The sequence below is a fragment of the Bacillus sp. GS3m_15504 genome, assembly GCF_055825275.1.
On the sequence record NZ_JBVVNL010000006.1, the window covers coordinates 17,571 to 30,510 of the forward strand.

Consider the following 12,940-nt stretch of genomic DNA (forward strand, 5'->3'; position numbering starts at 1 on the left):
GGTAAATGATGAGACCGGTAGTAGTAAAAGAAAAAAGAGTAAATGAGTCACACATACATGCGGTAGAAGATGAGGTTAGACAAGCGAAAACGATGGATCGTGATATCGTGAAACATGCGATGAAACAATCCGTTGCGAAATTGAATCCGAAAGTTATGATAAAGAATCCGATTATGTTCGTTGTAGAAATCGGGTTTGTCATTACGTTCATTTTATCGTTTTTTCCAAGTCATTCTAGTAGTATACCAGGATGGTTTAATATAACAGTTTCTCTCATTCTATTATTTACAGTTTTATTTGCGAACTTTGCAGAAGCGTTAGCAGAAGGTCGTGGTAAAGCGCAAGCTGATTCTTTAAAGCAGTCGAAGAAAGATGTGTTTGCAAATGTTGTAAAAGAAAATGGAGAAATCGTTCAAGTTTCAGCAACTGACCTTAGAAAAGATGACGTTGTTATTGTAAAGCAAGGTGAGATGATTCCAAGTGATGGTGAAGTCATTAAAGGATTAGCGTCTGTTGATGAATCTGCGATTACAGGGGAATCAGCACCTGTAATAAAAGAAGCGGGCGGTGATTTTTGTTCCGTAACAGGCGGTACGATGGTTGTAAGTGATGAGATTACGATTGTCATTACGAGTAATCCTGGTGAATCCTTTATTGATAAAATGATTTCGTTAGTAGAAGGAGCTGCTCGTCAAAAAACGCCGAATGAGATTGCTTTAAATACAGTATTAACGAGCTTAACTCTTATTTTCTTAATCGTTGTTGTGACGCTGCCAATTTTTACAAATTATTTAGGATTTCAAATTGATATAGCTGTACTTGTCGCGTTGTTAGTTTGTTTAATTCCAACGACAATTGGTGGGTTATTATCGGCAATTGGTATTGCCGGGATGGACCGCGTGACAAAGTTTAATGTGTTAGCGATGTCGGGTAAAGCAGTGGAAGCTGCGGGTGATATTAATACAATTATTTTAGATAAAACGGGTACGATTACTTTCGGGAATCGAATGGCTCATACATTATTACCTGTAGGAAATGAAACGATTGAGCAAGTTGGAAAGTGGGCCGCTATTAGTTCTGTTTTAGATGAAACACCAGAAGGTCGATCTGTAATTGAGCATGTGCAGGCGAAATCTATATCATATAATAAAGAACTTGCGGAACAAGGCGAGTTCATTCCATTTAAAGCAGAAACGAGAATGAGTGGTGTTGATTTACAGGACGGAACGAAAGTGAGAAAAGGTGCTGTAGGTAGCGTGATTGAATGGGTTAAATCACAAGGCGGAACAATTCCGAAAGATGTAAATCAAAAAGCAGATTTCATTTCAAAAGAGGGCGGAACACCACTTGTAGTTGCAGTAGATAATCGTATTTACGGTTTAATTTATTTAAAGGATACAGTAAAACCAGGTATGCGTGAGCGTTTTGAACAGTTGCGTCAAATGGGGATTAAAACGGTTATGTGTACAGGGGATAACCCATTAACAGCAGCAACGATTGCAAAAGAAGCAGGGGTAGATGAATTTGTTGCTGAGTGTAAGCCAGAAGATAAAATTGCGGTTATTAAAGCAGAGCAAGATAAAGGGAAACTTGTAGCGATGACAGGTGATGGTACAAATGATGCACCGGCATTAGCGCAAGCTGACGTTGGATTAGCAATGAATAGTGGTACGACAGCTGCGAAAGAAGCAGCGAATATGATTGATTTAGATTCGAACCCGACAAAAATTATTGAGGTTGTAGGAATCGGTAAGCAATTATTAATGACACGCGGTGCGTTAACGACGTTTAGTATTGCGAATGATATCGCAAAATATTTCGCTATCATTCCAGCGATGTTTACACTTGCGATTCCGCAAATGGAAGCATTGAACATTATGAAACTAACATCACCGCTGTCAGCGATTTTATCAGCATTACTATTTAATGCAGTTATTATTCCGTTACTCATTCCGTTAGCGATGAAGGGTATCGCATATAAACCGATGAGTTCAAATGCACTACTTGGCCGAAACCTACTTATTTATGGGCTTGGCGGAGTGATTGTACCGTTCATTGGAATTAAAGTAATTGATATCATTGTCGGATTGTTCATATAAGGAAGAGGGGAAAAAGATGGCGAAGAAACAAAGTATACTGTCACCAATCATCCGTATTACTTTTACATTTTTAGTTTTGTGCGGCCTTGTATACCCACTTATTGTTACTGGTATTGCACAAGCGGTAATGAAGGATAATGCGGATGGAAGTCTAATATATAATGATAAAAATGAAGTGATTGGTTCTACATTAATCGGTCAAAATTTCACAGATCCACGTTATTTTCATGGGCGTGTTTCTAGTATTGAATATAAGGCAGAAGCATCTGGTTCAAATAACTATGCACCGTCTAATCCAGATTTAGAGAAACGAGTAGAGAAAAGTATTGAAGAGTGGAAGAAACAAAACCCATCTGTTCCAGTTACAGAAGTGCCGATCGATTTAGTGACAAATTCAGGTTCAGGGCTAGATCCTGATATTAGTCCGAAGGCAGCTTCTGTACAGGTAGAGCGTATCTCGAAATTAACGAATATCCCGAAAGAAACGCTAGATCAATTGATTAAAGATCAAACGGAAGGTGCGGCACTTGGTTTATTTGGAGAGACCCGCGTAAATGTCTTAAAGTTAAATTTAGAGTTACAGAAAATAATGAAATAGTAACAGTGCTACCTCAATCTAATGGATTGAGGTAGTGTTGTTTCGAAAGAAAGGTTGTGTGTGTTTTGTATGCGGATGACTATAAACCGACGTTTCAAAGGCGAACGCCAGAGGAATATTTAGAATATATTCGTCAGCAAAATCGTGGGAAGTTAAAGCTATATGTAGGGGCTGCTCCAGGAGTAGGGAAAAGTTATAAAATGCTCTATGATGCTAGAGAGATGAAAAAGGACGGTATGGATATTGTAATTGGTTTAATTGAAACGCACGGGAGAAAAGAGACGGAAGAAGCAATTGCTGATTTAGAAAAAGTTCCTTTGAAAGAAATACAGTATAAAGGAAAAGTATTTTATGAGCTTGATGTGGAAGGCATTATAAAACGTGCACCGCAAGTTGTTGTGGTGGATGAACTTGCGCATAGTAATGTTCCTGGATCTAAAAATAAGAAACGCTATATGGATGTACAGGAATTGATAGATGCCGGTATATCCGTATTATCAGCGTTTAACATCCAACATTTAGAAAGCGTTCATGACATTGTAGCTCAAATTACAAATGTGAAAGTAAGAGAACGTATTCCAGATTTTATTTTGCAAAATGCGAATGAAATTCAGCTAGTTGATGCAACGCCGGAAGTACTTCGGAAGAGGTTAATAGACGGAAAGATATATAAAGAAGAAAAAATTCAGCAAAGCTTACAAAATTTCTTTACGCTTAATAATTTAGGAGCACTAAGAGAACTATCGCTTCGTGAAGTGGCCGATGACATGGACGAAAAGATTAGTCAGACAGTAATAGAACCGATCGGAGTAAAAGAAAAAATTCTCGTTTGTGTACAGTATAGTTCAACAGCAGGGAAGTTAATAAGACGGGGATGGCGCATGGCTGATCGGTTAAATGCTGAATTGTATGTATTAAATGTTGAAAGAGAAAATATAGACTCTCTTTCAGCTAGTAAAAAGCAAACGATTGAAGATTGGAAGGAGCTCACGAATCAATTTGATGCAAGATTTGTGTTAGAAGAAGCAAAAGGGAGAAAGCCAGCAGACGTTATTATTGAAGTCGCGAAAAGATTGCAAGTAACACAAATTTTACTTGGGCAATCAGCGAGAACGCGGTGGGAAGAAATTCGAAAAGGTTCGATTGTAAATGAAATTATGAGACAGACGAAACATATTGATATTCATATCGTTGCGGATCAAAGAGTTTAAAATAGAGCCGACCTTTCGGGGGCTCTATTTTGCTTTTTGTAAAGCATGAAAATGTAGCATTTTCATTGCGTATAAAATGATAAGTAGAAACATAATTGCACCTAGGAAGAAAATCCAAAAGTAGTTTTGGTTAAATAAAAGAAATCCACCTACAATAGGTCCAGTCCCCATACCGAGATAGCGGATGAAGTTGTACATGCCGATAGCTGTTGCGCGTTCTTGTACGAATTCTTCTGTTAATAAAGTAGTGTGAGTTGGCATAGAAAGTCCCATACTAAAACCGTACAAAGATGTAACGATAATGATGAATGGGATATTGATGCTATATGTGAAAGAGAATAAAACGACACATATAATATTGAAGAAACTCGTAATGAATAAAGCTTGCTTTGTTGTGAGTCGTTTTTGCAAAAACTTGTAGTAATAACTTCCTATCATAATAGAAAGAGACATTGGTACAAACATAAGACCAATTTCACTTGCAGCTAGATGAAATGAATTTGCTAAAATGCTCGGTAAAAAAACGAGAAAGCAAAAGTAAATACAAAATTGAATGAAACCAATAAGTGTAATAGAATATCCAGTTTTATTTTTTAAGATAAGCCAGTAATTCTTTTTTGTTTGTGGTTGTTTCATTACAGTTGGTTTTGTTTCTGGAAGTAGTGAAGTGTTTATAATTAATAAGAGAATGCCAAGTATAGATAAAAACAGAAATACGGATAAGTGGCCATTTATACTGCCGAGATAACCACCTATGAGAGGACCAATCGCAGGTGCGAGAGCAAGTAACATTTGATAGAGGCTCATTGCTTCTCCGAGTTCTTTTCCTTCAAACAAATCACCAATAATCGTTGCTGAAACTACAGGTATAGCCGCTATTCCTATAGCTTGAACAGCTCTAAAAAAGAGAAATAAATAAATGTTTGCCGAAAAAGCACATCCTATTGAACCAATTGTACTAATAATTAAACTAGGGATAAGGACAGACTTTCTTCCTTTTGTATCAATTAAAGGTCCATATATGAGCTGCATAATCGCAAGAACAAATGTGAAAAGTGAAACTGTTACATTTACAAGATAAAGAGAAGTGTGAAAAGAATTTTGAATCATCGGTAAGATAGGTGTGTAAATATTTTGAGCGAAGGAACCGAGTAGGGCACTCATACAGACAACATATAAAATGAAAGTTAGTTTAGATTTTTTCATCTTGTTAACCTCCTTGTGTTTTTGTTTCCTTGGAAACTAAATTTATTTTAACATGATTTTCTCACTTGTAAAGATGAAAAAATGGTTTTAAAATGGTATATAGTTAAATTGTTTCTTTGGAAACTTAGGAGGCGAACGGATTGAAGCGTGCAATGAAGCAAATGGAAATACTTTCGGACATTCGTACACTTTTGCATAAAAAAGAAGAACATTTAAAACGACAAAACGAGAAGTTTCTTTATGAGACGGGTGTAAGTAGTATGTCTTTATCTGAGTTACATGTAATCGAATGTATCGGAAAAAATGGTTTGATGAATGTAACGGCAATTACGACAGAAATGGGTATGACGAAGGGAGCAATCTCTAAAATTTGTACAAAGTTGTTTCAAAAGCAATTTGTTGAGAAGATGCAAATGTTAGATAATCAAAAAGAAATTTTCTTCCGCTTAACGGAAAGTGGAAATGAAATATATAAAGCTCATGAGAAATTGCATAAACAAGCTGAAGAAAAGTGGCTGTTACTTTTAGATAGATACACGAAAGAAGAACAAGATTTTATTCAAAGGTTCGTAAAGGATGTCTCCGATCATTTGGAAATATAATTGGAAGAAAAAATTCCATTTTCTCAAGTCTTTTAAATATAATTTCTGAAAGAACTCATATATAATAGAAAAAGATACTTAACATGGTGAATAATTAAAGAGTCAATATATATAGAGGAGAGAGTAACATGCTTGAAAATACAGGGTTAGTATTAGAAGGCGGCGGTATGCGTGGTGTATATACGGGCGGGATATTAGAATACTTTATGGAACAAGATTTATATTTTCCATATGTAATCGGTGTATCAGCGGGTGCTTGTCATGCAGCGTCGTATCTTTCCAGACAAAGAAATAGAAATAAAACGGTCAATATTGATTATGCATCACATCCAAAATATTTATCGTATAAAAATTTATGGAGAAAACGTCAGCTATTTGATATGGATTTCATTTTTCATGAAATTCCAGAAAAGCATGTGCCGTTTGATTTTGAAACATACTTTAATAGCCCAGAACGTTTTCTCGTAGGAACGACGGATTGTGAAACAGGACAGTCTGTTTATTTTGAAAAAGAAGGAACGAATGATGATGCACTAAATTTATTACAAGCGTCTAGTTCATTGCCTTTCATTGCACCAGTAGTAAATTATCGTGGTAAGCAACTGTTAGATGGTGGGATTTCTGATCCAATTCCAGTTCGTAAAGCACAGGAAGATGGATTTAAAAAATCAGTCGTAATTTTAACAAGAAATCACGGTTACGCGAAGAAAAAATCAAGATTTGGGTGGGTTGCCGCGAAAGCTTATAAAAAATATCCGAACCTTGTGAATACGATGCTAAATCGTTATGAAGTGTATAATGAAACACTTCACTACATTGAAAAAGAAGAACAGGCAGGTAATTTATTTGTTATTCGTCCAGAAGTACCGCTTCAAGTAGATCGTATGGAAAAGGATACGGCTAAATTACAAAGTTTATATGAGCAAGGCTATGAAGATGCAAAGAGACAGTTTGCAGATTTAAAGGCGTTCTTGCAAAAATAATAATTAGGCTGTGGAGATGGGATTCTCTGCAGTCTTTTTTATTATTGGTTTCGATACCGAATGTTGGTTATACACGTTTTTAGATTATGGTATAATATGGATAAAAGTATGTGGAGAGGTGATACATATGGAAAATGTATATAAAGGACTTAGACATACTGGTTTTACTATGATGTTTATTTTTGGTGGCGTATTTCTACTACGTTGGTTCATTCATGATGAAATGCTACTGGATCAGCTTATTGGGTGTAGTGTAGGGATGGTAATGGTTATGTCTTCAGTTTTCATTCAGAAGTATCGTAAAGAATTACAGGTAGAGGAGAAATATTAAAATGTTATAAGCTTCTTCATGTTTTGGAAGGAGCGTTATAGTTTGAATGATTGTTATAAAAGAAAAGTAGAGCATCGGATTTCGATGCTCTACTTTTTTAATGTGGTAAGAAAATCAATTGATAAGCAAACAAAATTCCAAATACATATACAAGTGGGTGAACAGCACGGAATTTACCTTTTGCTACTTTCATAAGTGGGTATGAAATAAATCCAAGTGCGATACCTGTTGCGATACTTGATGTCAGTGGCATGCTTAAGATTACTAAGAATGCTGGGAATGCTTCATCAAATGCGTCCCAATCGATGTGGCGAACTGAACCCATCATAAGGCTACCAACGATAATTAATGATGGTGCAGTAATAGCTGATACACCAGAAACGGCACTTACTAAAGGTCCAAAGAATGCTGCTAGAGCGAATAGAACAGCTACTGTAACAGTTGTTAAACCAGTACGACCACCAGCTGCAACGCCAGCAGAAGATTCAATGTAAGCTGTTGATGGTGTTGTTCCGAACATAGAACCAATTGTTGCTGAGAATGAGTCAGATAGAAGAGCTCGTCCAGCTTTTGGAAGCTTTCCGTCTTTCATAAATCCACCTTGTTGAGCAACACCAAGTAATGTACCTGTTGTATCGAATAGTGTAACAAGGAAGAATGAGAATACAACGCCGTATAATCCGTAGTTAATTACGTCAGATACAGCAGTAATTGGATTGGAAACGATAATTCCTTCTGGTAATCCAGGCATTGATGTAACGCCGTTTGAGAATGTTAATTGTCCTGTGAAGAAAGCAATAATACCAGTTAATAGCATACCGATAAATAGTGCGCCATTTACATTTAAAGACATAAGAACAATCGTAATTCCAAGTCCAGCTAATGCTAGTAGTACTGGAGCAGAGTGAAGATCACCAAGTCCAACTAAGTTTGCTTCATTTTTTGTAACGATACCTGTTAAACGTAAACCGATAAAGGCGATGAAAAGACCAATACCAGCAGTAATTGCATGTTTTAAGTTTTCAGGAATTGCTTCCATTAATTTTGTACGGAAAGATGTGAATGATAACAAAATTAAAATCATACCTGCTACGAATACAGCAGAGAATGCAATTGCGAAAGTCATGCCTTCATGAGCTTTTACAACAGAGTAAGAGAAGTAAGCATTTAATCCCATACCTGGTGCAATTGCGATTGGTAAGTTTGTAAAGATCGCCATAAATAATGTTCCGACAACAGCAGCGATAATGGTTGCTGTAAATGCTTGTTCGAATGGAACTCCTGCATCCCCAAGGATGACAGGGTTTACGACAATGATATATGCCATTGTTAAGAAGGTAATAATACCTGCCATAATTTCAGTTTTAATAGAAGTTTTATGTTTTGAAAGGTTAAACATATAAACATCCTTTCTGTTTACGAATAATTTTCACAACAGTTATATATAATATTCGTTTTTTAACTATTTTGCAATAGTTTTGCATAAAAAGTTTACAACAATTCATATTTTGTGTCTTAAATTCGAATATTAATCGTAATATGATGTGCGAATTTCAGTTTTTATTATGCACATTATAAGAAAAAGGAGTTGAAAGAAACTATGCCGCAGCAAAAAAACTTTGTAACAATGCCAGCGCAACATCAAAACAAACAGCCTGGCATTGAATCATTAATGAATCCTCTACCGCAGTTTGAAGATCCAAATTATAAAGGAAGCGAAAAGTTAAAAGGAAAGAATGTATTAATTACAGGTGGAGATAGCGGAATTGGACGAGCTGTTTCCATCGCTTTTGCGAAAGAGGGAGCAAATATTGCGATTGCGTATTTAGATGAGGAGGGAGATGCAAATGAGACGAAACAATATGTTGAGAAAGAAGGCGTAAAGTGTGTATTGTTGCCAGGTGATTTAAGTGATGAACAGCATTGTAAAGATATTGTACAAGAGACTGTCCGGCAGCTAGGTAGTTTAAATATTTTAGTAAATAATGTCGCGCAGCAATATCCGCAGCAAGGACTAGAGTATATTACAGCAGAACAGTTAGAAAAGACTTTTCGTATTAATATTTTTTCTTATTTTCATGTTACGAAAGCGGCACTTTCTCATTTAAAGCAAGGGGATGTCATTATAAATACGGCATCTATCGTTGCATATGAAGGAAATGAAACGTTAATTGATTATTCCGCAACGAAAGGAGCTATCGTTGCTTTCACAAGATCACTTTCTCAATCGTTAGTGCAAAAAGGGATTCGTGTAAATGGTGTTGCGCCAGGACCAATTTGGACACCACTTATTCCATCAAGCTTTGATGAGAAAAAAGTATCACAGTTTGGGAGCAATGTTCCGATGCAAAGACCTGGTCAACCATATGAATTAGCGCCAGCATATGTATATTTAGCGTCTAGTGATTCATCCTATGTTACCGGACAAATGATACATGTAAATGGGGGCGTTATTGTAAATGGATAGTTTTCATTTATAAGAGCAAAGTAAAGTTAATTCCACTTATTATAGTGAGCGCTAGGGGGGATATAGATGAAAAAAATTTGTTTCGTCATACTATTATTTTTCATCCTACCGGTTAGTGCTTTTGCTAATACAGATCATTTAATATTAGTGAATCTTACGACAAATCAGTTGTCTTTTTTTGAAAATGGAAATTATACAAAAACATTCCCCGTAACAACTGGAAGAGATCGTACACCTACACCTGAAGGTAATTTTTGTATTATAAATAAATATAAAAATAAAGAATACCATCGAAAAAAAATAGCTGGGGGTGCACCGAATAACCCTCTTGGTACGAGATGGCTTGGCCTAGATAAAAATGAATATGCGATTCATGGGACAAATCGGGAATGGACGATTGGAAGTAGGGAATCAAATGGGTGTATTCGCATGCATGACAGGGATATACAGTGGTTATATGATCGAGTCCATTTACAAACAAAAGTAATCATTTCTCGTTTTCATACGAGCCCCGAATATGAAGCGAATAAACTTGGTTACCGCGTTGTGAGTTGGAATGGTCGTAAAATAGAAGAAGAACAAATTGGTATACTTACGTTAGTAGACCGCGTGGATATATATTGGCAAGAACCAAATGGGCAGTTAACGAAAGTGAAAACGGTATTGCCAAACGAAAGATATGCAGTGTACTCAAAACGAAAAGATGGAATATATTATATAGGAAACAATTTGTATATTGTGGATGAAACAGGAGAAAAAATTCGTTATGAGCAAATTCCTTCTTCTATTTTAAGTAATATATATAAAAGGAAATATAATGTTCCGTAATGGCTACCGTATTATAGACGGTAGCTTATTTCTACTTTGAGTTTAACTGCAACTATTGTATTTTGCTGAATATAATACAGTACGGATAGGGGGGCGGTTACATTATGAAAAGTGAATTTGCATTTAAAGTTTTCTTAGTAACGACCTGTTTATTTATCGTGTATTTGTATGCGTTTCTCGTCTTTTCGTTTTATGTTCCATATGTTGATTTAATATTGTTCTTCGGATTTATTTGGGCGTTTGTTAAGGCGAGGGAAGGGGAGAAGAGTATCTATCGGCGTATTACCTTATGCGGGACGGCAGTTCTCGTTATTTTGTACTTTTTTATTATGCATGATTTTTGGAGGGGAATGTAAAAAAGCATACGAGTAATCGTATGCTTTTTATGTTTAATATTTTGGTTTAAAAGTATGACAACAAGTTTCTACACTCGTTGCTACAGAACTTTCTAGCGTCTCATTTGTTAAAACTGCATTTGTATACGAATTATTTTCAGTTTGACCCGATTCATCGGCATCTGGCTGAACGATAATCGCACTGGCTTGACAAAAGTTACCTTGTCCCCAAAATGAGCAATTGGAAACAGAGCATCTTACTTCTGGCATAAAACCCCCTCCTTATACATTAGTTTGGGGTTTTACACGCATTTCATGTATAGAAGGAGTTTCCTTTTCTCGTTATTTCTTTGTTTGTTCAAACCATTCTTTGAATTTGTCTTTTGATTGTTCTCCACTAATACGGCTTACTTCTTTACCGTCTTTAAAATGAATAATTGTCGGTGTTCCTTGGATATTGTATTTATCCCAAGGCTCGTTTAAATTTTCAATATCAATTACTTTCATATCAACATTTAAATCTTTCGCTAAAGGTACGACAATAGGAGAGACCTTTTGACAATGAACGCAAGAGGTTTGATAGAAGTAAATCGTTTGTTCTTTTTTATCTTCTATATTTTTATTGAGATCTTCAAGAGAAATTTTATTTGAGTAGTAACCTTTTTCATCTGTCGATGCATTTTTCTTTTCCATTTGTGTTACAGCAAAGATTGCCGCAAATAAGACGATAATAATACCGCCAAATATAAGCATTTTTTTCATTCTTTCATCTCCTTATTTGTTTTTGATGACAATAAAGCTACAAACAGCGATTGTAATAAAGCCGATAAGTGCTAAAAACGGGATTGTCACAAAGCCGAACCAGTTTATGTATTCTCCCGTACATGGTACGCGGCCGCAAGCTGCCCCTGCAGCTGAAAATGCTGCGACTTTTTGAATTGCATAGTGATATAAAGAAATACAAGCACCAATACTTGCGATTGGTAAAGAATAACTTGCGATGCGATAATCTTTTTTTACTACAGCGATACCGAGCCATAAAACGAATGGATACATGAAAATACGTTGATACCAACAAAGGACACAAGGTTCAAATTTCATGATTTCGGAAAAGTACAGACTTCCTAGTGTCGCAATAAAAGAAGCTCCCCACGCGGTAAATAAAGCATATTCTTGCTTTTTTTCTCGTTCCATATTTTATACCTCTCTTATAATAGTTACATACTAAATTATAGTATGAAGTGGTACAGAAAAGAAAGAAAAAATATGTTTATCAATAAAAGTTTTATAAGGGGAAACTTTTATTGATATGAACATTTTAAAAAAGCGCTATCCTCCAGAAGAGGATAGCGCTATATTTTACATTTGAATTTGCTCTACTTCTTCTATATGTGACTTTTGGGATGCGTGGTCAATATATTGAAATAGGAGCTGCAATTGTTTATCAACTTCTGGCAGTTCTTTACTGTATTGATAAGCGTGTAAAAAATGCTCAATACGCTTAGAAAATAATTGATCGTTCGTTTGAACCATAAGAACGAGTAATTTATCCCAATTACAGCAATACGTGTAATAGAGAGCTTTATCATAGTCATTATATGTTTGCACTGTGTACCCTCCTTACCGAGAGTTATATATAGTGTGTGATAAGTAAGGAGAAATACACTTGAAAGAATTTGTTAAGAAAAAAAGTGAATGAAAAAAAACGAGGTGTTTCCTCGTTTTTTAAGCTTTTGGCATTGGCGTAGGTGTTGGTTTTCCGTATCCTTCTTTATATTTATTGTCGATATAGTTACGAATTTCAAGCGTTGATTTTCCTTTTTGTTTCATCGAAGCCGATTCAACTGCAATTTCTAGGCAATTGACGCAAGTCGTTGCATGGGAATCCCAAACAACTTCACCATTCTTTTTAATTTCACGAATAAAGCAATTTTTATTATTTTTATGTCCTACACTTTCACCGCAACCGCAGTAACATGGAATCCAATCTAATAGCTCTGCATTTTGTCCAGCGACAGTGTAGATATCTTTCATTTGTGGATCAAGCTTGTCTAGGAAGGTAGGGAGTGTGTCGACTCCTTTTGTTTTCTCTTGAATGTCAGCTTGCTGAGTGTGCGATGCATGGTCGTGCTCTTCTTTTGATTCAGATGATTTTTTTTCATTAGTACTAGTAGCTCCGCATCCAGCAAGAATTAAACTCAGTACTGCAAGTAAAGAAAATACATATTTCTTCATACGCTTGTCCCCTTTACAAATGTATTAATCAAATTGTATCAGAGA

At 35.8% G+C, this 12,940-nt stretch carries 16 protein-coding genes; 9 read left to right on the forward strand and 7 right to left on the reverse strand.

Annotated elements, in window-relative coordinates; genetic code table 11:
• Nucleotides 1–8: 8 nt before the first annotated feature.
• From kdpB to kdpDN, 3 genes are read left to right on the forward strand one after another with little or no spacing between them, the layout of a single operon-like run.
• Nucleotides 9–2,099 carry a potassium-transporting ATPase subunit KdpB gene (gene kdpB, locus AC0L0O_RS26275; protein ID WP_473786181.1) on the forward strand — a complete coding sequence of 697 codons (2,091 nt, stop codon included), beginning with the start codon at nt 9–11 and terminating at the stop codon, nt 2,097–2,099.
• Nucleotides 2,100–2,115: 16 nt separating this feature from the next.
• The gene (kdpC, locus tag AC0L0O_RS26280; protein ID WP_001085567.1) at nt 2,116–2,697 is read left to right on the forward strand and encodes a K(+)-transporting ATPase subunit C; all 582 of its coding nucleotides are present in this window, start codon (nt 2,116–2,118) and stop codon (nt 2,695–2,697) included.
• Nucleotides 2,698–2,753: 56 nt separating this feature from the next.
• Nucleotides 2,754–3,908: a KdpD-like non-kinase potassium sensor gene (gene kdpDN / locus AC0L0O_RS26285; protein ID WP_079998618.1), complete on the forward strand. Its 1,155-nt coding sequence runs from the start codon at nt 2,754–2,756 to the stop codon at nt 3,906–3,908.
• Between the two features lie 24 nt (nt 3,909–3,932).
• On the opposite strand, the gene AC0L0O_RS26290 is transcribed toward kdpDN, so the two are convergent.
• Nucleotides 3,933–5,114, reverse strand: coding sequence for an MFS transporter (locus tag AC0L0O_RS26290; protein WP_473786182.1), 1,182 nt, complete (start codon nt 5,112–5,114; stop codon nt 3,933–3,935).
• Nucleotides 5,115–5,254: 140 nt separating this feature from the next.
• Here AC0L0O_RS26290 and AC0L0O_RS26295 point away from each other — a divergent pair, with 140 nt between their 5' ends.
• The 3 genes from AC0L0O_RS26295 to AC0L0O_RS26305 all read left to right on the forward strand — a co-directional run bounded on the left by AC0L0O_RS26295 (nt 5,255) and on the right by AC0L0O_RS26305 (nt 7,030).
• The gene (locus AC0L0O_RS26295) at nt 5,255–5,716 is read left to right on the forward strand and encodes a MarR family transcriptional regulator (protein WP_000816972.1); all 462 of its coding nucleotides are present in this window, start codon (nt 5,255–5,257) and stop codon (nt 5,714–5,716) included.
• Nucleotides 5,717–5,844: 128 nt separating this feature from the next.
• On the forward strand, nt 5,845–6,699 hold the full coding sequence (locus tag AC0L0O_RS26300; protein WP_000892682.1) for a patatin-like phospholipase family protein: 855 nt from the start codon (nt 5,845–5,847) through the stop codon (nt 6,697–6,699).
• 127 nt (nt 6,700–6,826) lie between these two features.
• The gene (locus AC0L0O_RS26305; RefSeq protein ID WP_000432826.1) at nt 6,827–7,030 is read left to right on the forward strand and encodes a hypothetical protein; all 204 of its coding nucleotides are present in this window, start codon (nt 6,827–6,829) and stop codon (nt 7,028–7,030) included.
• A 97-nt stretch (nt 7,031–7,127) separates the two neighbouring features.
• Here the strand turns inward: AC0L0O_RS26305 and AC0L0O_RS26310 are convergent, their stop codons facing one another.
• Nucleotides 7,128–8,429: an NCS2 family permease gene (locus tag AC0L0O_RS26310; RefSeq protein WP_000482728.1), complete on the reverse strand. Its 1,302-nt coding sequence runs from the start codon at nt 8,427–8,429 to the stop codon at nt 7,128–7,130.
• A 201-nt stretch (nt 8,430–8,630) separates the two neighbouring features.
• Here AC0L0O_RS26310 and AC0L0O_RS26315 point away from each other — a divergent pair, with 201 nt between their 5' ends.
• The 3 genes from AC0L0O_RS26315 (at nt 8,631) to AC0L0O_RS26325 (ending at nt 10,681) form a co-directional block, all read left to right on the forward strand.
• Nucleotides 8,631–9,497, forward strand: coding sequence for an SDR family oxidoreductase (locus tag AC0L0O_RS26315; RefSeq protein WP_001136280.1), 867 nt, complete (start codon nt 8,631–8,633; stop codon nt 9,495–9,497).
• 66 nt (nt 9,498–9,563) lie between these two features.
• Entirely contained in the window at nt 9,564–10,325 is a 762-nt protein-coding gene (locus AC0L0O_RS26320) for a L,D-transpeptidase (RefSeq protein ID WP_000717598.1), read from the forward strand.
• A 104-nt stretch (nt 10,326–10,429) separates the two neighbouring features.
• A complete protein-coding gene (locus AC0L0O_RS26325) occupies nt 10,430–10,681 on the forward strand; it encodes a hypothetical protein (RefSeq protein ID WP_000834195.1) in 252 nt (83 codons plus the stop codon).
• A gap of 33 nt (nt 10,682–10,714) precedes the next feature.
• Here the strand turns inward: AC0L0O_RS26325 and AC0L0O_RS26330 are convergent, their stop codons facing one another.
• The 5 genes from AC0L0O_RS26330 to AC0L0O_RS26350 form a co-directional block, all read right to left on the reverse strand.
• On the reverse strand, nt 10,715–10,930 hold the full coding sequence (locus AC0L0O_RS26330; protein WP_001115478.1) for a DUF1540 domain-containing protein: 216 nt from the start codon (nt 10,928–10,930) through the stop codon (nt 10,715–10,717).
• Nucleotides 10,931–11,002: 72 nt separating this feature from the next.
• Nucleotides 11,003–11,422, reverse strand: coding sequence for a thioredoxin family protein (locus AC0L0O_RS26335; protein ID WP_000738459.1), 420 nt, complete (start codon nt 11,420–11,422; stop codon nt 11,003–11,005).
• A 12-nt stretch (nt 11,423–11,434) separates the two neighbouring features.
• A complete protein-coding gene (locus AC0L0O_RS26340; protein WP_000439084.1) occupies nt 11,435–11,854 on the reverse strand; it encodes a disulfide formation protein C in 420 nt (139 codons plus the stop codon).
• 165 nt (nt 11,855–12,019) lie between these two features.
• A complete protein-coding gene (locus AC0L0O_RS26345) occupies nt 12,020–12,268 on the reverse strand; it encodes a YhdB family protein (protein WP_001195458.1) in 249 nt (82 codons plus the stop codon).
• A 117-nt stretch (nt 12,269–12,385) separates the two neighbouring features.
• Nucleotides 12,386–12,895 (reverse strand): PCYCGC domain-containing protein, encoded by a 510-nt coding sequence (locus tag AC0L0O_RS26350; RefSeq protein ID WP_000761019.1) that lies wholly within the window; start codon nt 12,893–12,895, stop codon nt 12,386–12,388.
• Between the last annotated feature and the right edge of the window lie 45 nt (nt 12,896–12,940).